This is a genomic window from Spiribacter sp. SSL99 (genome assembly GCF_009805925.1).
In the GTDB taxonomy this organism is placed as follows: domain Bacteria; phylum Pseudomonadota; class Gammaproteobacteria; order Nitrococcales; family Nitrococcaceae; genus Spiribacter; species Spiribacter roseus.
The window spans coordinates 18,352-39,165 of record NZ_MAOM01000003.1; the positions used below are offsets into that span (position 1 = coordinate 18,352).

General features: G+C 67.4%; 21 protein-coding genes. 13 read left to right on the plus strand and 8 right to left on the minus strand.

The genetic code is table 11. The features are described from left to right. Positions 1 to 35 precede the first annotated feature (35 nt). From BA899_RS00880 to pdeM, 4 genes are read left to right on the plus strand one after another with little or no spacing between them, the layout of a single operon-like run. Positions 36 to 1,040: a ligase-associated DNA damage response exonuclease gene (locus tag BA899_RS00880; RefSeq protein WP_159299439.1), complete on the plus strand. Its 1,005-nt coding sequence runs from the start codon at positions 36 to 38 to the stop codon at positions 1,038 to 1,040. Beyond that, positions 1,040 to 2,629, plus strand: coding sequence for an ATP-dependent DNA ligase (locus BA899_RS00885; RefSeq protein ID WP_159299440.1), 1,590 nt, complete (start codon positions 1,040 to 1,042; stop codon positions 2,627 to 2,629). Before BA899_RS00880 ends, BA899_RS00885 begins: the two co-directional genes overlap by 1 nt. Then, positions 2,626 to 5,085: a ligase-associated DNA damage response DEXH box helicase gene (locus tag BA899_RS00890; protein ID WP_159299441.1), complete on the plus strand. Its 2,460-nt coding sequence runs from the start codon at positions 2,626 to 2,628 to the stop codon at positions 5,083 to 5,085. Before BA899_RS00885 ends, BA899_RS00890 begins: the two co-directional genes overlap by 4 nt. Next, complete coding sequence (pdeM, locus tag BA899_RS00895) at positions 5,082 to 5,738, plus strand: ligase-associated DNA damage response endonuclease PdeM (protein ID WP_159299442.1); 657 nt, start codon at positions 5,082 to 5,084, stop codon at positions 5,736 to 5,738. The genes BA899_RS00890 and pdeM overlap by 4 nt, the downstream gene beginning before the upstream one ends. Before the next feature lie 97 nt (positions 5,739 to 5,835). Here pdeM and BA899_RS00900 read toward each other — a convergent pair whose 3' ends face one another. Genes BA899_RS00900 through BA899_RS00920 form a run of 5 tightly spaced genes read right to left on the minus strand, consistent with a single transcriptional unit; the run spans position 5,836 to position 10,696 of the window. Continuing rightward, the gene (locus BA899_RS00900) at positions 5,836 to 7,413 is read right to left on the minus strand and encodes a cryptochrome/photolyase family protein (protein ID WP_144348145.1); all 1,578 of its coding nucleotides are present in this window, start codon (positions 7,411 to 7,413) and stop codon (positions 5,836 to 5,838) included. Continuing rightward, positions 7,410 to 8,225, minus strand: a complete 816-nt coding sequence (locus BA899_RS00905; protein WP_370456290.1) for a M23 family metallopeptidase — start codon at positions 8,223 to 8,225, stop codon at positions 7,410 to 7,412. The genes BA899_RS00900 and BA899_RS00905 overlap by 4 nt, the downstream gene beginning before the upstream one ends. Before the next feature lie 13 nt (positions 8,226 to 8,238). Continuing rightward, positions 8,239 to 8,712 (minus strand): Fur family transcriptional regulator, encoded by a 474-nt coding sequence (locus tag BA899_RS00910; RefSeq protein WP_069134216.1) that lies wholly within the window; start codon positions 8,710 to 8,712, stop codon positions 8,239 to 8,241. 5 nt (positions 8,713 to 8,717) lie between these two features. Beyond that, positions 8,718 to 9,410, minus strand: a complete 693-nt coding sequence (gene tsaB, locus BA899_RS00915) for a tRNA (adenosine(37)-N6)-threonylcarbamoyltransferase complex dimerization subunit type 1 TsaB (RefSeq protein WP_069134215.1) — start codon at positions 9,408 to 9,410, stop codon at positions 8,718 to 8,720. Then, positions 9,407 to 10,696 (minus strand): MFS transporter, encoded by a 1,290-nt coding sequence (locus BA899_RS00920; RefSeq protein ID WP_159299444.1) that lies wholly within the window; start codon positions 10,694 to 10,696, stop codon positions 9,407 to 9,409. The genes tsaB and BA899_RS00920 overlap by 4 nt, the downstream gene beginning before the upstream one ends. A gap of 117 nt (positions 10,697 to 10,813) precedes the next feature. On the opposite strand from BA899_RS00920, the gene ectA reads away from it, so the two are divergent. After that, the gene (gene ectA, locus BA899_RS00925) at positions 10,814 to 11,347 is read left to right on the plus strand and encodes a diaminobutyrate acetyltransferase (RefSeq protein WP_069134213.1); all 534 of its coding nucleotides are present in this window, start codon (positions 10,814 to 10,816) and stop codon (positions 11,345 to 11,347) included. A 49-nt stretch (positions 11,348 to 11,396) separates the two neighbouring features. Next, the gene (locus BA899_RS00930; RefSeq protein ID WP_069134212.1) at positions 11,397 to 11,786 is read left to right on the plus strand and encodes an ectoine synthase; all 390 of its coding nucleotides are present in this window, start codon (positions 11,397 to 11,399) and stop codon (positions 11,784 to 11,786) included. Here BA899_RS00930 and BA899_RS00935 read toward each other — a convergent pair. Both BA899_RS00935 and BA899_RS00940 read right to left on the minus strand, forming a co-directional pair. Then, complete coding sequence (locus BA899_RS00935; RefSeq protein ID WP_159299445.1) at positions 11,765 to 13,693, minus strand: ATP-dependent DNA helicase; 1,929 nt, start codon at positions 13,691 to 13,693, stop codon at positions 11,765 to 11,767. The genes BA899_RS00930 and BA899_RS00935 overlap by 22 nt on opposite strands. Continuing rightward, the gene (locus BA899_RS00940; RefSeq protein ID WP_159299464.1) at positions 13,690 to 14,196 is read right to left on the minus strand and encodes a disulfide bond formation protein B; all 507 of its coding nucleotides are present in this window, start codon (positions 14,194 to 14,196) and stop codon (positions 13,690 to 13,692) included. Before BA899_RS00940 ends, BA899_RS00935 begins: the two co-directional genes overlap by 4 nt. A 68-nt stretch (positions 14,197 to 14,264) precedes the next feature. Between BA899_RS00940 and BA899_RS00945 the strand changes: the two genes are divergently transcribed. From BA899_RS00945 to dsbG, 7 genes are all read left to right on the plus strand, one after another. Next, positions 14,265 to 15,788: a YdiU family protein gene (locus tag BA899_RS00945; RefSeq protein WP_159299446.1), complete on the plus strand. Its 1,524-nt coding sequence runs from the start codon at positions 14,265 to 14,267 to the stop codon at positions 15,786 to 15,788. Positions 15,789 to 15,906: 118 nt separating this feature from the next. Continuing rightward, complete coding sequence (locus BA899_RS00950) at positions 15,907 to 17,241, plus strand: NAD(P)/FAD-dependent oxidoreductase (protein WP_159299447.1); 1,335 nt, start codon at positions 15,907 to 15,909, stop codon at positions 17,239 to 17,241. 11 nt (positions 17,242 to 17,252) lie between these two features. After that, on the plus strand, positions 17,253 to 17,600 hold the full coding sequence (locus BA899_RS00955; protein ID WP_148122291.1) for a DUF5368 family protein: 348 nt from the start codon (positions 17,253 to 17,255) through the stop codon (positions 17,598 to 17,600). A gap of 3 nt (positions 17,601 to 17,603) precedes the next feature. Further along, positions 17,604 to 18,377: an SLAC1 anion channel family protein gene (locus BA899_RS00960; protein ID WP_370456291.1), complete on the plus strand. Its 774-nt coding sequence runs from the start codon at positions 17,604 to 17,606 to the stop codon at positions 18,375 to 18,377. A 24-nt stretch (positions 18,378 to 18,401) separates the two neighbouring features. Beyond that, a complete protein-coding gene (locus tag BA899_RS10075) occupies positions 18,402 to 18,560 on the plus strand; it encodes a hypothetical protein (RefSeq protein WP_370456292.1) in 159 nt (52 codons plus the stop codon). A 145-nt stretch (positions 18,561 to 18,705) separates the two neighbouring features. After that, positions 18,706 to 19,044, plus strand: coding sequence for a high-potential iron-sulfur protein (locus BA899_RS00965; protein WP_148122293.1), 339 nt, complete (start codon positions 18,706 to 18,708; stop codon positions 19,042 to 19,044). Positions 19,045 to 19,153: 109 nt separating this feature from the next. Beyond that, positions 19,154 to 19,927 (plus strand): thiol:disulfide interchange protein DsbG, encoded by a 774-nt coding sequence (gene dsbG / locus BA899_RS00970; RefSeq protein WP_159299448.1) that lies wholly within the window; start codon positions 19,154 to 19,156, stop codon positions 19,925 to 19,927. Here dsbG and BA899_RS00975 read toward each other — a convergent pair whose 3' ends face one another. After that, entirely contained in the window at positions 19,928 to 20,785 is an 858-nt protein-coding gene (locus BA899_RS00975) for a D-amino-acid transaminase (protein ID WP_159299449.1), read from the minus strand. Positions 20,786 to 20,814 lie beyond the last annotated feature (29 nt).

The window sequence follows — 20,814 nt, forward strand, 5'->3', positions numbered from 1 at the left end:
CAATCGATTCCTTCTGCCGCGTTACAATGCCCATTATGGCAGCCCCGCTCATTCAGCCCACCCGGCACGGTCTCTACTGTGCGGCCGGTGATTTTCATATCGACCCCTGGCGACCGGTGCCCCGGGCGCTGATCACCCACGCCCATGCCGATCACGCACGCCCTGGCAGTGAAGCGTACTGGAGCCTGCGCGACGGACTCGGGCTGATGCGCCGGCGGCTCAGTGGCAGGGCCTGCCTGAACACGGTGGACGAGGGCGAGCGGCTGCAGTTCGGCCCGGTCAGCGTCAGCTTTCACCCGGCCGGTCATGTCCTCGGCTCGGCGCAGATCCGCGTCGAGCACGAAGGCGCGGTGTGGGTGGCATCCGGCGACTACAAACGGGATCCGGATCCGACCTGCGCCCCCTTCGAGCCGGTGGCCTGCGACACCTTCATCACCGAGGCGACCTTCGCACTGCCCGTCTACCGCTGGCCCGCGGTGGAGACGGTCGCCGCGGACATCCACCAGTGGTGGCACGACAATGCGGCGAACGGGCGCACCACGGTGCTGTTCTCGTACGCCCTCGGCAAGGCCCAGCGGCTGATGGCGGCGCTGCCGGCCCCCCACCCCGGTCCCATCTATCTGCACGGCGCCGTCGCCCCGCTCACCCAGGACTATCGCGACGCCGGCATCGAACTGCCGCCCACCCATCGCGTCAGTGAGGCACCCGGTGACGAGGACTATGGCCGGGCGCTGGTGATCGCACCGCCGAGCGCGGCGGGTTCAACCTGGATGCGACGCTTCCGTCAGCCCGCTCTGGGGTTTGCCTCGGGCTGGATGCGCATTCGTGGTAACCGCCGCCGGCGGGGCTATGACCGCGGCTTCGTCATCTCGGATCACGTTGACTGGCCGGGGCTTTTGCAGACCATCGAAGACACCGGCGCCCGCGAGATCCTGACCACCCACGGCCGCGCGGATGAGCTGGTGCGCTACCTGGGCGAACGCGGCCTCGACGCCCGGCCTCTGGCCACACTCTATGGCGACGCCGGAGAGGATGGCTGATGCAGGGGTTCGCCGAGCTGTTCCGCGCGCTCGACGAGCAGCGCGGCACCAACGCCAAGGTCGCGGCCATGGCGGACTATTTCAGCCGGGTATCCGCCGCGGACGGCGCCTGGGCCGTGTACTTTCTCAGCGGGCGACGCCTGAAACGCCTCATCGGCCCCGTGCAGCTGCGCGAATGGCTGGCGCAGATGACCGGTCTGCCGGCCTGGCTGGTCGACGAGACCCATCAGCATGTCGGTGATCTCGCCGAGACGGTCGCACTCATGCTCGACACCCCGGCGGACGGCGGCGCGGCGCCCGATCCGGGGCTTGCCCACTGGGTCGAAACACGCATCCAGTCCCTGCGCGACTGCGACAACGGGCAGCGTCGCGCGGCGGTAACGGCGGCCTGGCGCGAGCTCGACGAAGCGGGGCGCTTTCTGCATACCAAACTGCTCACCGGCGCCCTGCGCGTTGGCGTATCGCAGACACTGGTCGAGCGGGCACTGGCCCGGGCGAGCGGTCTGCCCCGTCCGGTGATTGCCCACCGCATGATGGGTCAGTGGCGCCCCGAGCCGGCTTTTTTCGAGGGCCTGTTCGATGCCCGGTCCGGTCAGGAAGATGCCTCGCGCCCCTACCCGTTCTTTCTCGCCCATCCGCTGGAGGGCGACCCCGCGGACGCCCTGGGAGCGATCGATGCCTGGCAGCTCGAGTGGAAGTGGGACGGCATCCGGGCGCAGCTCGTGCGCCGCGCCGATGCGGTGTACCTGTGGTCGCGCGGCGAAGCACTGGTCACCGATACCTTTCCGGAACTGATCGAAGCCGCCCGGGCACTGCCCGCGGATACCGTCCTTGATGGCGAGATCCTTGCCTGGCGCGATCAGGTCCTGCCGTTCGCACAGCTGCAGCGACGACTGGGTCGCAAGCGCGTGACGCGGCGCTTCATGAACGAGGTGCCGGTGCGACTGATGGCCTACGATCTGCTCGAATCCGCTGGCAGGGATCGGCGGGACGATCCGCTGCAATCCCGCCGGGCCCGGCTCGAGGCCCTGCTCGAGGACGCCGAGCCGCCGCTGATGCTCTCGCCACTGATCGATGCACCGGACTGGGCCACGCTGGCCGCACGTCGCGACGAATCCCGCGACCGGGGCGTCGAGGGGATCATGCTCAAGGGCCGTCACACGGCCTACGCCACCGGGCGGCCACGCGGGCCGTGGTGGAAGTGGAAGATCAGCCCGCTGACGCTCGACGTCATCCTGCTCTACGCCCAGCCCGGTCATGGCCGGCGCGCCAACCTGTACACCGACTACAGCTTCGCCGTGCCCGACGGTGACCAGCTGGTGCCCATCGCCAAGGCCTATTCGGGCCTCGACGATGCCGAAATCCGCCGGCTGGATCGATGGATCCGGCGCAATACCCGCGAGCGATTCGGTCCGGTCCGCTCGGTGGAGCCGGTCCAGGTGTTCGAGCTGGCATTCGAGGGCATCAGCCCGTCGTCACGCCACAAATCCGGGCTTGCCCTGCGCTTTCCACGCATCAGCCGCTGGCGCGAGGATCTGGGCCCCGGTGATGCCGATACCCTCGATCAGGCCCGGGCATTGCTGCCATGACCGTAGCGGCGTCGAACCGGTTGACCGAATGGTTCGCCGGCAATGGCTGGACCCCGGCCGAGTTCCAGCAGACCGCCTGGGCGGCCTACGCCGCCGGCGAGAGCGGGCTGATCCACTCGGCTACGGGGTCAGGCAAGTCCCTGGCGGCCTGGGGTGGACCGCTGCTTGAGGGGCTTGAACAGGCCGCCGCCGGGCATCAGACGGCGGCGGGTTTCCGGGTGCTATGGATCACGCCGCTGCGCGCCCTGGCCGGCGATACGCTCGACAGCCTGCGCACCGCCGCCGCCGGCGTCGGACTGGACTGGCGCATCGAAAAGCGCACCGGGGACACCTCGGGCGGCGCCCGGACCCGGCAGCGGCGGCGTCCGCCGGAGGCGCTGGTCACCACCCCCGAGAGCCTGTCGCTGCTGCTCTCCTACCGCGATGCGGCGCGCCAGTTCGCGCCGCTGCGGGCCGTGATCGTCGATGAATGGCACGAGCTCATCGGGACCAAACGCGGTGTGCAGCTTGAACTGGCACTGGCGCGACTGCGGGCGCTGGCGCCGGGCCTGCGGACCTGGGGACTCTCCGCCACCCTTGGCAACCTCGACGAGGCCCGGGACTGCCTGCTGGGTGGTAGCGCCGGCGACGGGCGCCTGATCCAGGGCCCGCCGGCCCGGCCCATCCATATCCGCACCCTGGAACCGACCCAGGAGGAGCGCTTTCCGTGGGCGGGGCACCTCGGTACCCAACTGATTGACGGGGTGATCGAGGCCCTCGAGGGAGACGGCACCTGCCTGCTGTTCACCAATACCCGATCGCAGGCCGAGCGCTGGTTCGAAGCGCTGGTGCGGGCACGGCCCGACTGGATCGAGGGCCTGGGGCTGCATCACGGCTCCATCGACCGGTCCCTGCGCGATCGCATCGAGGCGGGACTCGCCGCCGGGGCATTCCGCTGCGTGGTGGCCACCTCAAGCCTCGATCTGGGGGTCGACTTTGCCCCGGTGGACCAGGTGATCCAGATCGGCAGCCCCAAGGGCGTGGCGCGACTCGCCCAGCGTGCCGGGCGCAGTGGTCATCAGCCCGGGCGGCACAGCCAGATCCTGTGCGTGCCCACCAACGCCCTCGAGATGATCGAGATCGCCGCCGCGCGGCAGGCGTGGGCAGCCGGTGAGGTGGAATCCCGGCCGCCTCTGCGCGAGAGCCTGGATGTGCTCGCACAGCACCTGGTGACCCTCGCGGCCGGCGACGGCTTTGAACCGGACGCCCTTTATGCCGAGGTGCGGACCACCTTCGCCTACGCTGGCCTGGATGAGGCGGCCTGGCAGTGGACACTGGACTTTGTGACCCGCGGCGGACCGGTTCTGGCCGCCTACCCCGACTTCCAGCGTGTGGTCGCGGGCATCGACGGCCGCTACCGGATCGCCGGTCGTGGCCATGCCAGCCGGCACCGCATGAGCATTGGCACCATCACCAGCGACGCCGCCATCGCCGTGCGCTACCAGGGCGGCGGACACATCGGCACCATTGAGGAGAGCTTCATCGCCCGCCTGCGTCCCGGCGATGTCTTCCTGTTCGCCGGCCGAAGCCTGGCCCTGGTGTGGGTGCGTGATCTGACCGCGTACGTCCGCCGCGCCAGCGCCCGCCGCCAGGCGGTTCCGCGCTGGCAGGGCGGGCGCCTGCCCCTGTCCACCGCCCTCGCCGACCGCGTCCTGAGTCTGCTGGCCAAGGCGGCTGGCGGCCACTTCGACGAGCCCGAGATGCGTGCCATCCGCCCGCTGCTGACGGTCCAGTCGCAGTGGTCCGAGCTACCCCGCCCGGGTCGACTGATCATCGAGCGCACGACCTCCCGCGAGGGCGAGCATGTCTTCATCTATCCATTCGCCGGCCGCCTGGCCCACGAGGGTCTGGCCACCCTCTGCGCCTGGCGGCTCGGGCAGATCACGCCGGCCACCTACAGCCTGTCAGTGAATGATTATGGCTTTGAACTGCTGGGCCGCGATCTCCCTGAGCTGAGCACTGACGACTGGCGGTCCCTGTTTGATGCCGATGGGCTGGTCGAGGATCTGGCGGCGGCGATGAATGCCAGCGAGCTCGCGCGTCGCCAGTTCCGTGATATCGCCCGGGTGGCGGGACTGGTGTTTCAGGGCTATCCGGGCAAGGGCAAGAGTGCACGCCAGCTCCAGGCCTCGAGCGGGCTCATGTTCGACACCATTGACCGCTATGACCCCGACAACCGCCTGCTCGACCAGGCCCGGCGCGAAGTCCTTGACAGCGCCCTCGAGGTGGATCGCCTGCGTGCGGCGCTGCAGCAGATGGCCGCCGCTGAACTGGCCCTCCATCACCCGGCGCGATTCACGCCACTGGCTTTCCCCCTCTGGGCGGAGCGGCTGCGTAACCGGCTCAGCACCCAGAGCTGGCAGGATCGCGTGGCCCGCATGGTCGCCCAGCTTGAAAAGGCTGCGGATCGGCCATGACCGGCCCTGTCGTTGATCTGAACGGCCAGCGCCTCGAGCTGCTGCCCGAACGCGCCGTGTTCTGGCCGGCAACCGCGACATTGCTGCTGGCCGATCTGCACCTGGGCAAGGCCGCGCGTTTCCGCCGCGCCGGGCTGGCAGTGCCCGAGGGCGACAATCAGGCGACACTGGCGCGCGTCGATGCGCTGATCGAAGCCCGGCGGCCCGCCACGCTCATCCTCCTGGGGGACATCCTGCACGCCTCGCTGGCCGCCGATCCGGCGCTGCGCGACACACTGCTCGCCTGGCGCGCCGGCCATCCGACAGTCGAGATGATCGCCATTGTCGGCAACCATGACCGGGATATCCGTGGCCTCGAGCCCGCCCTCCTCTGTGCGGCAGAGGGGCTCCTGCATCATGGCCTGAGTCTGCGCCATCATCCGCCAGAGGGCCCGGTGGATACGCCCTGGCTTGCCGGCCACTGGCACCCGGTGGTGCGACTCAGCGCCGCCGGCGACAGCCTGCGTCTGCCCGCTTTTGTCGAAGCCCCGGATGTCGGGCTGGTACTGCCGGCATTTGGCGGGCTGACCGGCGGGGCACTGATCGACCGGCGTGCCGGCCGCCGCCGGTATGTGACCAGCGGTGAAGGGGTGTTCGCCGTGGATCGGGGCTAGGACCGCGCAAAAAAAAGCCGACGGGATCGTCGGCCAAGAGGAGGAGAGAGAGAACTAACTGTGTTGCAATGCAATATAGCACCCCTCGCCTTTCCTCTCAACCCTTTGTGGCAGGGTCGTGCTCCGCCCCCATCCGGCTGCGGAGTGACTCGGCCTGGGCCCGGATCGCGGCGCGCTGATCCTCGCTTTTGCGCTGCAGATTGCGGAACTGAAACTGCAGGCGCCGGTTGCCGGCGAGCTGGGCCTCATGACGGTCCAGGAATTCCCAGTACAGCGTGGTGAACGGGCAGGCCGTCTCGCCGACGGCCTCCCGCGGATTGAACCGGCACTGGCTGCAGGCATTGCTCATTCGGTCGATGTAGGCACCGCTGGCGCAGTAGGGCTTGGTGCCGACCACCCCGCCGTCGCCGAACTGGCTCATCCCCAGGGCGTTGGGCAGGCTTACCCAGTCTGCGGCGTCCAGATACAGCGCCGCATGCCATTCATGGAATCGGTAGGGGTGCACGCCATAGAGCTGGGCGAACAGGCCCAGCACCATCAGACGCTGGATATGATGGGCGTACCCATGGCGCAGCAGCGCCGCCATCGCATCGGCCACACAGGCCATATCGGTCTGTCCGTCCCAGAAAAACGTCGGCAGCTCGGCCTGATGATCAAGGGCATTGAGCTCGGCATACCCGGGCATACGCAGCCAGTACACGCCGCGTATGAACTCGCGCCAGCCAAGGATCTGGCGGACAAAACCCTCCACGGCATTGATCGGTGCGGCACCGGCGTCCAGCGCCGCCTCGGCGCGGGCCAGACAACGCCGCGGATCGAGCAGATGCAGGTTGAGCGAAGTCGACAGGCGGGCATGGTAGAGCAGCGGCTCACCCACCCAGATGGCGTCCTGCCAGGTGCCGAAGGCCGGCAGTCGATGACGGATGAAATCGTCGAGCGCGGTCTCCGCCTGCGCCGGCGTCACCGGTTGATCAAAGTCGGCGGCACGACCGGGGAAATGCCCGTAACGCTCGGCCACCAGCGCGATCACGGCCTGAGTGGTGGCATCCGGCTCGAACACCGGGTGGCCCGGCAGATCACCCGGCCCGCCGGCGCCAAAGGCCGCGCGGTTGTCCTTGTCGAAATTCCACGCCCCGCCGCGCGGCTGGCCACCGTCCATCAGCACGTCATGGCGCTTTCGCATGCTGCGATAGAAGTATTCCATGGTCAGGCTCTTGCGATTGGACGCCCACTCCTGGAACGCCTCACGGCTTGCCATGAAATGCCGGTCGCGGTGCCACTCCAGCGCGACATCCAGTGGCTCAATGCACTCGAGCAGGGCCTGTTCCAGGGACCAGTCGCCGGCCTCCATCATGACCACGCTGGCCGGTCCGAGTGCCGCCAGGTCCTCGGCCAGCTGCCCGGGCAGGGTGGTATCGGTCAATGCCGCCCCGGGACCCGCGTCGGCGGCATGGTAGTGCACGGCGACGCCCTGCTGGCGCAGGGCATCGCGCAGGTGCCGCATGGCCGACCAATACAGCACCAGGCGTTGCTGATGCGGCGCGCCCCCGGCCGGCTGATTGACGGTCTCGGCCATCCAGACCGCGTCTCGGGCGGGGTCGATGTCACTGAGGAGCGGGCCATTGCGATCAAGCTGATCGGCCTGCACCACGATAAGCCGGCGGAGCGTGTTCATTGGGTGGAGGCCTCCGTCATCGGTGGAACCAGCATCGAGGGGTCGATGCGTTGATCGAACCAGTTCATCCGCCAGTCGAGATGGGCACCGGTCACCCGCCCGCTCGCGCCGACTTCGGCGATGATCTCGCCCTGGCGGACCGTATCGCCCACCGCCACGCGCATCGCCGACAGGTGCAGAAAGCTCGATGACAGGCCCTGACCGTGATCGAGGATCAGCGTGCCACCCGAGAAGAACAGATCCTCGGCGGCCAGTGTGACCACGCCATCGGACGGGGCCCGCACCGGCGTCCCGGTGGGCCGGGCGATATCAATGCCGTAGTGGGGCTGACGCGGTTCGCCATTGAGAATCCGCTGACTGCCGTAGATCCCGGAAATCGGCCCGGTCACCGGCCAGATCCAGCCGGCATCGAAGTGCCGCGCCGGCAGGCGCCTGGCGCGTGCCGCCCGCACCGCCGATGCATCGCGCCGGATCCGCTCGAGGGTCTCGGCGTCGGGACTGACCTGATTGCGGTCGAGCCCGTCAATGCGCTGGATGTCATAGCGCCGCTGGGCAACCTCCAGGGTGCGCTGGCGGCGCGTGCCATCCGGGCTGACCGCCGTCACCGTCACCACGGCCGGCGCATCGCGGCCCAGCCCCAGCACGAAACGCCCCGCTGAATCCACGGGGATCGTGTGGCCGAGGGCCCGCACCTCGGCGCCGGGGGGCGCCTCGCCATGCAGCAGCCCGCCCTGCCGCCGTGGACCGTCGATGTCGAGCGCGCCGGCGACCAGCGGCAGGAGGCCAAGCAGCAGACCAAGGGTTCGTGTCAATCGGATCATGATGTCATTCCCCGCGACAGGCCGGGCAGACGCCCTCGATCTCGACGGTCTGAGCCAGTTGGGCAAAGCCCAGATCGCCAGCGCGCTGGGCGAGCGCCGCCTCGATGCCGTGATCGTCAAGCTCGGCCACACGATGGCAGTGGCGGCAGATCAGGAACTGGCCGTTATGACTGTGTTCGGGATGCCCGCAGCCGACATAGGCATTGATCGACGCCAGCCGGTGGACAAAGCGCTCGGCCATCAGAAAATCCAGCGTGCGGTACACCGTCGGCGGCGCCGCCGATGCCGAGCCCTGACGCAGTCGTGCCAGCAGATCATACGCCTTGACCGGCTGGTGGCTCTCCCAGATCAGCTCGAGCACCCGCCGGCGCAGCGGCGTGAGTCGCCGGCCACGCTGCAGACAGAGTCTCTCAGCCTCGCCCAGCGCGGCATCAATGCAACGCTGATGGTCATGGTCCTCGCCCGGGAAAGCGCTCATCCGCCTCACCTCTTTTGCGCGTGGGTCACGCGGTTGCGCAGATAGACCGGTTCAAGCGCCGCCGCCGCGACCGCCTCACCGGCAGCCAGACGCTGCCGTGCCAGCGGCATGGCCGCGGCGATATCCGGTTCGCAGTCGGCATTCACCGCGCTCAGTCCCGCCCCATCGGCGATGGCCGGCCAGGCGGCGAAGCCGCTGCCGGCCCCGGACCACTGCCCCGCGGGCAGCGGCGGGCAGACCGGCGCACCCAGCCATTCATCACCCACCGGCAGCGTCCCGAGCTCCGCGGTCGGCGGATGCCGGAAAAGCCCGCCATAGACCTCGCCCATGCGCGCGTCCAGCAGCACCAGCGTCCCTGTGGGTGTGGGATCGTTCCGCCAGGCCGTCTCGGCCACCACCTGCAGGGTCGACAGTGCCACCACCGGCCGATCAAGACCCAGCGCGAGGCCCTGACCGACGCCGGTGGTCACCCGCACACCGGTGAACCCGCCCGGGCCACGGGTACAGGCGACGGCATCGACGCCGGTGCGGCCAAGACCTGCCTCTGCCAGCAGCGCATCGGCGGCCGCCAGTACCGCCCGGGTCTGACCCTGTCGCTGGCGGGTGGTTCGAGTGATAATCGTATCACCCACCGCCAGCGCCACGGTGCAGACCCCGGTGGTGGCGTCGATGCCTAGGATAACGGGGGATGCCGTCATGGTTCAGCCTCCGGCTCGGGCGCCTCAGTTGTATCGGTCTCAAAATCCAGCTCCAGCTGCACCGCCTCATAGCGCGGGTCGAGCCCACCGGCATAGACCGCTTCCTGGGGGACGACGCGGTAGGTGGACGGCTCGCCCACGGGGATCGGCGGACCGATGCGCTGGCGCAGCCAGGCAAACCCGCCCAGAAGCAGGCCAGCCCCCGCGAGGGTCCAGAACAGCCCGGCCGGGCCGAGCAGGGTCATCAGCTGGGTGGCGATCAGCGGGCCGAAGATCATCCCCGCCCCATGCACCAGCAGCAGGCTGGCGCTGGCGCCCAGCATCTGCTGGGGCTCGAGAAAGTCGTTGGCGAGCGACAGCGAGATGGGGTAGAGGGTGAACGCAAGCCCACCCCAGACCACCGCCATGCCGATCACGGCCCATTCATGGGCACCGGTCATGTAGACAATGCCGAGGCTCGTCGCGGTCATCAAAAAACTGACTCCCATCAGGACATCGCGCCGATTGAAACGATCCGACAGGTGGCCGATCGGCCACTGCAGGATAAAGCCGCCGAGGATGCTCAGACCCATGAGCCAGGCGATATGGCCGTCGCTGAACCCGACGCCGCGGGCATACACCGGTGCCAGGCCCAGAAACGCCCCACCCACCGTCCCGGCCAGCGCCGAGCCCACCACACCCAGTGGCGAGGCATCGAACAGGTCCCGCAGGCCGACCCGCTCCACCACCGGCAGCGCCGGTGAAGCGATTCGGGTGATCGTCACCGGCACCACCGCAGCGGCAATCAGCATGGCGGCCAGACTGAAGAGTTCAAAACCGCCGGGCGCGCCCACCATCAGCAGGAACTGCCCGCCGCCAAGGCCGACATAGCTGACGATGCTGTAAACGCCCAGCACCTGGCCGCGTCGCTCACTGGGCGTGCGATCGTTGAGCCAACTCTCGGTCACCATATACAGGCCCGCCAGGCTGAACCCGAAGGCGAGGCGCATCAGCCCCCACAGCCAGGGTTCGAGCAACAGCGGATAGGCCAATGTGCTGATTGCCGCCATGGCCGCGAAGGCCGCAAAGCTGCGGATGTGCCCCACCCGGGCAATGAGCCCGGCGCACACCCAGGTCGCCATGACGAAACCCACCGAATAGCAGGCGGTGACGAGGCCGATGACGCGGGTGTCAAAGGCCTCCTCGGACATGCGCACACCCACCAGGGTGGTCAGCAGCCCCCCGCCGCTCAGCAGCAGTCCGAATGAAACGAACAGTGCGATAAACGGTGAGATCGTGCGCTGCATGCGGGTACCGGTGGTGGCGTCGGGAGTGCGTCTACGGGGGTGCGCCGAGGATAGTCGACCTGCCCCGGCATTGCTACTATCACAGGCGACACCCGCCAATGCACGAGGGAGACAGCATTGATCGACGAGGAAATCCCCGACCAGGGCATCCGGCTGCGCTCGCCCAATGCCGATGAGGGGGGCGCCATGTGGTCGGTGGCGAGAGACACGCAGACGCTCGACCTGAACTCGAGCTATCTCTACATGCTGCTGGCCCGCGACTTCGCGGACACCTGCGTCATTGCAGAACACGAAGGCCGGATCGTCGGCTTCGCCAGCGGCTATCGCCGCCCGCGGCATCCCGAGGTGGTATTTCTCTGGCAGGTGGGGATCCGGCCCGGACTGCAGGGACAGGGACTGGGCAAGCGGCTGATTGCGGCCTTCCTGCGTCAGCCCGGGGCCGATCGGGCGAGCATGCTCGAGACGACCATTGCGCCGGATAACGAGGCCTCACGGGCCCTTTTCCAGTCGATGGCGCGCGAGCTCGACACCGACTGCCAGATCAGCCCCTGCTTTCGGGCGGAGGATTTCCCGGACAACGGCCACTCGGCGGAGGAGCTGTTCACCATCGGCCCCTACCGGCCCTCGGCCCTCAACCAGCTGGCGCCGTGAGCACCCAGTCACCCACACACCGCAGTCACTCCGAACAGGGGGAGAAAGAATGAAAATCGTCGATCTTGAGGTCATCAAGGGTTCCGAGCGCGAAGTCCACGGCCCGGGCTGGACCAGCCGGCGGCTATTGCTGAGAAAGGACGGGATGGGGTTCTCGTTTCACGAGACCATCATTCCCGCCGGTGCCGAAATGACGCTGTGGTACAAGAACCATCTCGAGGCGGTCTACTGCGTTGAAGGTAATGGCAGCGTCGAGGACCTGGCCACCGGCGAGCGCCATGAGCTGCGCGACGGCGTGCTCTATGCGCTGGATCAGAATGACCGCCATGTCCTGCGCGGCGGCACCGAGGACATGCGCCTGATCTGCGCGTTCAACCCGCCGGTCACGGGTCGCGAGACCCATGATGCCGATGGCTCCTACGAGCTCGTCGAGGACTGATCGGCGAAAAAGTCGTTGACCGCCTCGATGTCGCGGACCAGTGGCATCGGCGGCAGACTGGCGCGGAACAGCCGGCCATAGGGCTTGCTGATGAGGCGCGTATCGCCGAGCACCAGGACGCCGCGATCGGCGGTGTCGCGGATCAGCCGCCCCACCCCCTGCCGGAGGCCGATAATGGCCTCCGGCAGTTGATGGTCGGCGAAGGAGCTCCGCCCCTGATCCTTCAGCCAGGCGGCCCTCGCCTGCAGGACCGGATCACCGGGTGAGGCAAACGGCAGGCGGTCGATCATCACACAGGACAGGGCCGGGCCGCGGACATCCACTCCCTCCCAGAACGACTGTGTGCCCAGCAGGATCGCTCCCGGCGTGGCCCGGAACCGCTCCAGCAGCTGCTTGGGTGCGGCATCCCCCTGGACCATCAATGCCGACCAGCCCCGCGCCCGCAGCCAGTCGGCGGCATGACGCAGGGCGCGATGACTGGTGAACAGCATGAAAGCCCGCCCCTCGCTGGCCTCGAGCACGGGCTCGACGGCCTGCAGGTAGGCCTCGTCAAAGCGCGGGTCGCGCGGCTCTGGCAGTGACGCCGGGAGATAGAGCCGGGTATTGCGGGCATAATCAAAGGGGCTGTCGAGCTGCAGGGTCTGCGCCGAGTCGATCCCCAGGCGACGCTGGAAATGCTCGAATGAGCCGTTCACGCCCAGCGTCGCCGAAGTGAGCACCCAGGACTGGCCGTGCCGGGCGCGGCTGCGACGGAAATGCTCGGCGACATCCAGTGGCGTCAGCCGCAGCGCAAACCCCTGGCCGCGGGTCTCGACCCAGGCCACTTCACGGGACTCGGCATCATTGGCCAGAAACCCGCGTAGCGACGACTGCAGCTCATCGCTGCGTTTGTGACAGTTCTCGAGCCCGCGCCCCCGGGGCGCCTGGGGGGCGAGGGCCCCGGTCAGCGATTCAAGGGCCGCCGCCAGCTCGGCCGCCGCCTCGTGGGGTGCCTCGCCGGCATCCGCCCATGCCATGCGCGAGCTCTCCCCCAGCGCCCGGCGCAGCTCGGCCGCGGCACGCTCGACCCGCGCGGCGTGCTCCGCCAGATCCGGGGAGTCACCGGCCTCGCGCTGCTGCTCGAGACGCGTATCCCGCACCAGATCCTGTAGCTGGCGGCTTGAAACCGTCACCCCGAAGAACCGGGCCGCCGTCTCGGGCAGCTGGTGGGCTTCATCGAGGATATACACATCGGCACTGGGCAGCACCTCGCCGTAGCCACCCTCACGCAGCGCCCAGTCCGCCATCAGCAGATGGTGGTTGACGACGACCACATCCGCCTCCTGCGCCTCACGGCGGGCCTCCATCAAAAAGCATTCACTGTAGAGCGGACAGTTCTGCCCCAGACAGTTGTCGGCGGTGGACGTGACCCGCGGCTGCAGACGCCCGTCCACGCTGCCGGCCGGCGCTTCGGCCAGATCACCACTTCGGGTACGCCCCGCCCAGGCCCGCAGCTTTTGCAGCCCATCGGCCATCGCCGCGGTCTCGAGACGGCCCTCCTCGGCGGTGCGCTCCATGCGATAGAGACACAGATAGTTGCCGCGCCCCTTGAGCAGTGCCATGCGGACAGGCCGCTCGAGTGCCGCCCGGGCAATCGGCAGATCGCGATGATAGAGCTGATCCTGGAGCGTGCGCGTGCCGGTGGAGATCACCACACGCTTGCCCGAGTGCAGCGCGGGGATCAGATAGGCGAGCGTCTTGCCGGTGCCCGTGCCGGCCTCGACCACCAGCGAGTCCTCGGCCTCAATGGCCGCCGCCACGGCCTGCGCCATGCGCTGCTGCTCTTCACGGGGCGAGTAGTCATCGAGCAGGTCGGCCAGCGGTCCATCGGCGGCGAGCGCGCGATCCAGCGCGGCATCGTCGGTCATTGGCCACCCGCCGCGCGGCGGCCACGAAGGTTGGCGGCAACGGCCAGCACCCCGATGACCCCATAGGTCAGCAGCGTCCAGGCTGGAATACTCACACCCAGCACCCGATCCACGGCCGCGCACTCACCGGATCCCGACAGCACCAGCGTGATCACCTCAGTGACTGGAAACACGCCCAGAAGATAGTCCAGACCCGGGCCGCAGGCCGGCACCTGATCCGCCGGCAGCGACTGCAGCCAGAGGTGCCGCCCGGCGAGACCGATGCCACCGAGGCAGGCGAGCACGGTCAGCACCGCGACGCTGCGACCCGGCACCACGATTCCCGCGAGCAGCACGACACCCATGGCAATAAAGGCGATGCGCTGGAATACGCACAGCGGACAGGGTTCCATGCCACCCACCCACTCAAGCACCAGGGCAATCGCCACCAGCGCGAAGCAGATCAGCGCCAGCAGGCCGTTGATATGTGCGGGTTGACGCCACTGGCGCTGAAGGAATGCCATCATCCGCCCAGTTTGCCGAATGGGGGACGGCCTCGCCATCCCCATGGGCCATCGGATACGGTGATGTTATGACGCAGTTCACACTCGACAATCGCTATCCCGACGCACTCCCGGCGACCGGCTACGCACACTGCGACCCGGCCGCCGCTCCGGCGCCGGCCCTGCTGCTGGTCAATGAACCACTCGCCGAAGCCCTCAACATCGCGCCATCGTGGTTGCAGGGTGCCGATGCCGCCGCGCTATGGACCGGCAACGGGCCCCTCGCCGGCACACGACCCGTTGCACTGGCCTATGCCGGGCATCAGTTCGGCCAGCCGGTGCCGCAGCTTGGCGACGGCCGGGCCCTGATTCTGGGACAGGTCACCACCCGTGACGGCGCCGTCGTTGACCTGCAGTTGAAAGGCTCCGGACGCACGCCTTTCTCGCGTGGCGGCGACGGACAGGCGGCGCTCGGGCCGGTGCTTCGGGAGTATATCGTCAGCGAGGCGATGCACGCGCTGGGTATCCCGACCACCCGGGCGCTGACCGTGGCCACCACCGGCGCAACGCTCGAGCGGCAGTTCGGCCCCGAGCCCGGCGCGGTCCTGACCCGCGTCGCGGCCAGTCATCTGCGCTTTGGCAGTTTCGAGTATTTCGCCCATCGCGGCGATACCGACGGGCTGCAGGCACTGGTCGACATGGCCATCGACTGGCATGACCCGGACTGGCGCGATGCCTCGGCCAGCGAGCGCGCCGCCGCCCTGCTCGACCGCGTGGTCGAGCGCACCGCGGCGCTGATCAGCGAATGGTTGCGGGTGGGTTTCATTCACGGGGTGATGAACACCGACAACATGACCCTCAGTGGCGAAACCCTCGACTACGGCCCATGTGCCTTCATGGACGGATTCCGGCCCGATCGGGTCTACAGCTCCATTGATGTGCGCGGGCGCTACGCCTGGAATCAGCAGCCGCGCATCGGGCACTGGAACCTGACGCGTCTGGCCGAATGCCTGCTGCCGTTGCTCGACCCCGATGAAGCGAGCGCCACACAGCGGGCGGAGCGGATTCTTGCCACCTACCCGGGCCGCTTTGAGGCGCACTACAACCGCGCACTGTCAGCCAAACTGGGGCTCACGGACCTGCGCGGAGGCACGGACCCGGCCGTCGGGGAGGACGCCACCGGGGAAGATGCCGAGCTCGCTGAACGTTTTCTTGGACTGATGGCCCGGCATGAAGCGGACTTCACCAACACCTGGCGGGCGCTCGCCACAGACCGGCCCGATTCACCCGGCCAGTGCCGGGCGATGGGCGAGTGGCTGGGGGATGACGACGCCCTGGCGCAATGGATGGATGATTACGCCACGCGTCTGCAGGCGGTGGGCATTGCCGAATCCACCCGCCAGTCGCGGATGAACCACGCCAACCCGGCTGTGATTCCCCGCAACCATCAGGTCGAAGCCGCCCTCGACGCCGCCCGGCAAGGCGACATGGCGCCGGCCCGGCAACTGATCGACGCGCTCCAGTCGCCCTATCACCCCCCGCCGTCGGCGGCCTGGCTGCAACGGCCGCCGTCGTTGGCCGAGGTCGTGCCCGCCACGTTCTGCGGGACCTGATTCACTGGCCAGAGCGCCTGACACGACGGCGTTTGGTGACATTGTCACTGTCCCCCCACCGATTGCCGCGCCATGATCATGGCATGAAGGCATAAAGACCTTCCCCTAGGAGGACAGAATGACTGATTCAAATCCCGTAAAGACCTCCCGCCGGCGGTTTCTTGCCGGTTCCGCCATGGCCGCCGGTGCGGCCGCCAGCGGCATCGCCGGCGGCGCCCTTTTCAAAAGCGGCAGTGCCCGGGCGGTGTCGACCAATGCGCGCATCGTCATCGCCGGTGCCGGCGCCGCGGGGCTTTCCATCGCCACCCGTCTGAGCCGACAGCTGGACGGCGCCCGCATCACCCTTATCGACAGCCGCGAGATCCATCTCTACCAGCCCGGATTGACGCTGGTTGGCACAGGCATCTGGGAACCTGCCCAGGTTGAGGATCGAAATGCCCGATACATCCCCGATCAGGCGGAATGGATCCGCGATGACGTCGTTGCCTTCCACCCCGACAGCAACCAGGTCGAGACGTCGGGGGGCAGTCGGGTCGACTACGACTATCTGGTCGTCACCACCGGGCTGCAACTGAACTTCGATGAGATCGAGGGCATGGACCCAACCCTGATTGGCAGCGACGGAATCGGCTGTGTCTATGCCAGTCCACAGAATGCCTCGCGCACCTGGGAGGCGGCCCGGCAGTATATCGATGAAGGCGGCATCGGGCTTTTCACCCGTCCCCCGGGGCCGATCAAATGTGCCGGCGCACCGCTGAAGGTGACCATGCTCATCGAGGATGAGCTGCAGAACAACGGCACCCGGGCCGAGGCGGAGATGCATTATCTGCCGCCCGGTGAGGGGCTGTTCTCGCAGCCCGACATCCACGAGTTTCTCAAAAGCTATTTCCCCGAACAGCGGGATATCGCCATTGACTGGAGTCATCCGCTAACCGCCATCGACCCGGGCAACCGGCGGGCGACCTTCGGCACGCCGGAGGGGGCGCAGACCATCGACTACGACTTCATCCATGTCGTACCGCCCATGTCGGCCCCGGACATGATCCGCTATGGCGATCTGGGCTGGCAGGAAGGCGACTTCCAGGGCTGGATGGAAGTGGATCAGTACAGCCTGCAGCACCGCCGCTACCCGAACGTCTTCGGTGCCGGTGACGTGGTGGGCACGCCGGTGGGCAAGACCGCTGCCAGTGTCAAGGCCCAGGCACCGGTGGTCGCCGACAACGTGGTGGCCGCCATCGAGGACCGCGAACTCCCCATGGAATGGACGGGCTATACCTCCTGCCCGCTCATTACCGAGAAGGGCCAGGCCATGCTGGTCGAGTTCGACTTCAGCCTCGAGATGACGCCCTCGTTCGACTTCCTCAATCCGTTCGAGCCGCAGTGGGCCCCATGGTTTCTCAAGGAACGCATGCTACATGCCGCCTACAACGCGATGATGCGCGGCCGGGTATAAGGAGGTCTGTCATGGAATTTTCGATTTTTGGCATTCTGGCCGTTGTTCTCGAGCTGTTCCGGCCGATCCTTCTGCCGCTGGGAGTCCTGATTGCGGCCGATCTTTTGCTACTGGCCATCGTCATCGGCCGGCATCGGCGCCTGAACGTGGCACGCGGGCTCCGCACGGCGGCCAGCATCGGTGTTGTGCTGGGCCTCGCGGCAGCGCTGTACTTTCCCGTCTGGACCGGCGCCGGCCTGACCCAGCTGCAGAGTCTGGTCGATTATCTCGCCATCATTGCGGCGGGCGTGGGCATCGGTTTTGCCGCGGCCTGCGCGGTGTATCCGCCCGTTCAACTGTTACTGAGGAAAACCGCCTGATCCATGAGCGAACACTCGCGACTGCAGCACCTGCCCATTGCCCTGTTCGCCATGGTGATGGGCCTGTCGGGCCTGACACTGGTCTGGCAGAAATCCGCGACAATGCTCCCGCTGTCCCCCGCGATCGGTCAGGGCCTTCTGGTCCTGACCGGGGGACTGTTCACCGTGCTACTGCTCGCCTATGCCCTCAAGGCGATCCGCTATCGTGACGCGGTGCGTGCGGAGCTCGATCATCCGGTCAAGCTCAGTTTTTTACCCACCATCAGCATCAGCCTGATTCTGCTGGGCACCGCTACACGCCACTCCCTGCCCGACCTTTCGATCGTGCTCTGGGGCATCGGTGCGGCGCTGCATCTGGTGCTGACCCTGTTCATCGTCAATCGCTGGATGCATCACGAACACTTTCAGATCATCCACATCAACCCGGCCTGGTTCATCCCCGCGGTAGGCAACATCCTCATCCCCATTGCCGGCATGACCCATGGCCAGGTCTCGATTTCGTGGTTTTTCTTCAGCATTGGCCTGGTTTTCTGGATCATCCTGCTGACCATCATTTTCTACCGGGTGATCTTCCATGACCCGCTCCCGGGGCGGCTCCTGCCAACGCTGTTCATCCTGGTCGCGCCGCCCGCCGTGGGCTTCATCGCCTACGAGGGAATGGTCGGCGACATTGATCCGTTCAGTCGTATCCTGTTCAACACTGCGCTGTTCATGACGCTGCTGCTGGTCACGCAGGTCCGGCGGTTTGCCGCCCTGTCGTTCTTTCTGTCGTTCTAGGCCTACTCCTTCCCGCTGGCCGCAATGACCATCGCCGCGATGGTCTACTACCAGCAGACAGCCGCGAACTGGGCCTTGGGCCTGAGCGGGCTGCTGCTCGCAGTCACCAGCGCGGTGATTGCATGGCTGATCGTACTCACCATCCGGGCCGCCAGTCGGGGCCAGATCTGTGTGCCCGAATGACCGACCCGTGGCCCGGAATCGAACTTGCGCCAGATCAACTCCTGCCGCCCCAAGGCTTTCCCGCAGCCGTCGCAGCGGTTACCGTACGCAGGGAGATTGAAACGTTTACAAATCAATTTCCTGATGACCATCAAGGGGAAAATCAATGACTGACAATAACTTCCGTAACGATCGCCGGCGCCTGCTGCGGGGCGCGCTGATGGGCATTGCCGCTGCGCCCATCGGTTACATGGGTCTGCGCGGCTCCAACGCTCTGGCGCAGGACATGCCCAAGCTCGCCGAGGACGATCCCCAGGCGATCGCCCTCAACTATGTGCATGACGCCACTGAAAAGGACGACATGCGTGAGCCGGACGCTGTCTGCGCCAACTGCCGCCTCTACCTCGGCAGCCGCGGCGACGAGTGGGGCGGCTGCACGGCCTTCCCCGGCAAGGCGGTCAACACCAACGGCTGGTGCAGCGCCTGGGTGCGTGCCAGCGGCTGACACCCGTCCGCGTCAATGCCCTGCAACCCCCGGGCTCGCGCCGCGAGCCGGGGGTTTTTTCGCCCCCACAGCCGCTAGCCCCCAAGCCCGCCACCGGAGGCCACCTGGCATGATCCGATCGATACTTGCGACCCTCATTCTTCTGATCCCCGGCCTGGCCGGCGCTCAGGCCCAGGACTCGGCACTGCCCGATCCGATCGCGGCCCTGGAGGACCGGGGGGCGACCATCGGTGAGACCTTTGATGCACCGGGCGGACTCACCGGGTATACCGTGAGCTTTCAGGGTCAGACGCTCACCGCTTATGTCACCAACGCTCAGGATCATGTGGTCGTGGGCACACTCCTCGACGGTGACGGCACCAACCTGTCCGAGCCGGTCCTGTCCGCGGCAGCCAACGCCGCGCGGCCACAGAGCGAATGGGATGAGGTGGCCAACGCCAGCTGGATCGCCGATGGCAGCGACTCCGCCGAGCGTGTGATCTATGCCTTTACCGACCCGAACTGCCCCTACTGCAGCCGTTTCTACGAGCAGACCCGCGACTGGGTGGATGCCGGCGCCGTGCAGATCCGCCACGTCATGGTGGGTGTCCTGCGCGAGGACAGTCTCGGCAAAGCCGCGACTCTGCTGGCGGCGGATGATCCGGCCGCCGCACTGGCCGAACATGAGGCCCGTTTCGACAGTGGTGGCACGCCACCCGCCGAGTCCATCCCGGCGTCCAGTCAGCAGGCCGTGGCATCCAATAACGAATTGATGAGCCGACTGGGGATTCGCGGTACGCCCTCGGTCTACTACCGCGACGACAGTGGCGATATCCGCCTGGTGCGCGGCCTGCCGCGTGGCGAGCGGCTCATCGATGTGATGGGCGGGGCAAAGCCCGAGTAATCAGTACTGCAGCCGCTCGCGGCTGCGCTGAATATAGTGCGAGCGGATCCGGTGGGTGGCCGGCCCCGGCCTGCCATCACCGATGGCCACGCCGTCCACCGCCACCACCGGGGTCACGAACGCCGTGGCACTGGTGATGAACGCCTCGCGCGCCTGCTGGGCCTCAGCCACCGTGAATGGGCGCTCGATGACCGCAGCGCCGGTCTCCCGCGAGTAATCCAGAACCGCCGCGCGGGTGATCCCGTGGAGGATATCCGGCGACGTGGGCCGGGTGACGAGCGCCCCATCGGCACGGATGATGTGCGCGTTGCTGGAGCTGCCCTCAGTGACCGTTCCTCCTTCCACCATCCAGACATCATCCGCGCCCTGCTCCACCGCCAGGGTCTTCATCATTGATGGGTAGAGCAGCTGGGTGGTCTTGATGTCACGCCGGTGCCAGCGCAGATCCGGCTGGGTGATCACCCTCAGCCCGGTCCCGGCGGCGGCGGTCTCGAGCAGCGACTGGGCCTGGGTGAAGAGCACGACCGAGGGTTGGCAGGTGGTGGGCTGGAGAAAGCTGCGATCCGCCACGCCTCGGCTGACCTGCAGATAGACCAGCCCCTCATTCAGGGCATTACGACGGATGAGCTCGCGATGCAGCTCGAGCAGTCCGGCAGCCCGGGGGTCGAAATCGATGCCGAGCTCGGCAAGGCTTCGGCACAGCCGCTGCTGGTGGGCGTCGAAATCCACCATCCCGCCATCCACCACGGCGGTGACTTCGTAGACCGCATCGGCAAAGAGGACGCTGCGATCAAAGACGGACAGGCAGGCGGCGTCCTCAGGCAGGAACTCGCCGTTGACGTATACGATGCGCGACATCTCTCGACTTCCCCCCGGCATGGATGAGC

What these genes read in the sequence shown, in the direction of transcription:
- BA899_RS00920 (WP_159299444.1), bottom strand. Translation starts at nt 10,696, where the DNA reads ATGCAGCGCACGATCTCACCGTTTATCGCACTGTTCGTTTCATTCGGA.
- BA899_RS00885 (WP_159299440.1), top strand. Translation starts at nt 1,040, where the DNA reads ATGCAGGGGTTCGCCGAGCTGTTCCGCGCGCTCGACGAGCAGCGCGGC.
- BA899_RS00955 (WP_148122291.1), top strand. Translation starts at nt 17,253, where the DNA reads ATGGAATTTTCGATTTTTGGCATTCTGGCCGTTGTTCTCGAGCTGTTC.
- BA899_RS00960 (WP_370456291.1), top strand. Translation starts at nt 17,604, where the DNA reads ATGAGCGAACACTCGCGACTGCAGCACCTGCCCATTGCCCTGTTCGCC.
- dsbG (WP_159299448.1), top strand. Translation starts at nt 19,154, where the DNA reads ATGATCCGATCGATACTTGCGACCCTCATTCTTCTGATCCCCGGCCTG.
- BA899_RS00975 (WP_159299449.1), bottom strand. Translation starts at nt 20,785, where the DNA reads ATGTCGCGCATCGTATACGTCAACGGCGAGTTCCTGCCTGAGGACGCC.
- tsaB (WP_069134215.1), bottom strand. Translation starts at nt 9,410, where the DNA reads ATGACGGCATCCCCCGTTATCCTAGGCATCGACGCCACCACCGGGGTC.
- BA899_RS00880 (WP_159299439.1), top strand. Translation starts at nt 36, where the DNA reads ATGGCAGCCCCGCTCATTCAGCCCACCCGGCACGGTCTCTACTGTGCG.
- BA899_RS00935 (WP_159299445.1), bottom strand. Translation starts at nt 13,693, where the DNA reads ATGACCGACGATGCCGCGCTGGATCGCGCGCTCGCCGCCGATGGACCG.
- BA899_RS00910 (WP_069134216.1), bottom strand. Translation starts at nt 8,712, where the DNA reads ATGAGCGCTTTCCCGGGCGAGGACCATGACCATCAGCGTTGCATTGAT.
- BA899_RS00950 (WP_159299447.1), top strand. Translation starts at nt 15,907, where the DNA reads ATGACTGATTCAAATCCCGTAAAGACCTCCCGCCGGCGGTTTCTTGCC.
- BA899_RS00965 (WP_148122293.1), top strand. Translation starts at nt 18,706, where the DNA reads ATGACTGACAATAACTTCCGTAACGATCGCCGGCGCCTGCTGCGGGGC.
- BA899_RS00890 (WP_159299441.1), top strand. Translation starts at nt 2,626, where the DNA reads ATGACCGTAGCGGCGTCGAACCGGTTGACCGAATGGTTCGCCGGCAAT.
- pdeM (WP_159299442.1), top strand. Translation starts at nt 5,082, where the DNA reads ATGACCGGCCCTGTCGTTGATCTGAACGGCCAGCGCCTCGAGCTGCTG.
- BA899_RS00930 (WP_069134212.1), top strand. Translation starts at nt 11,397, where the DNA reads ATGAAAATCGTCGATCTTGAGGTCATCAAGGGTTCCGAGCGCGAAGTC.
- BA899_RS00940 (WP_159299464.1), bottom strand. Translation starts at nt 14,196, where the DNA reads ATGGCATTCCTTCAGCGCCAGTGGCGTCAACCCGCACATATCAACGGC.
- BA899_RS00945 (WP_159299446.1), top strand. Translation starts at nt 14,265, where the DNA reads ATGACGCAGTTCACACTCGACAATCGCTATCCCGACGCACTCCCGGCG.
- BA899_RS00900 (WP_144348145.1), bottom strand. Translation starts at nt 7,413, where the DNA reads ATGAACACGCTCCGCCGGCTTATCGTGGTGCAGGCCGATCAGCTTGAT.
- BA899_RS10075 (WP_370456292.1), top strand. Translation starts at nt 18,402, where the DNA reads ATGACCATCGCCGCGATGGTCTACTACCAGCAGACAGCCGCGAACTGG.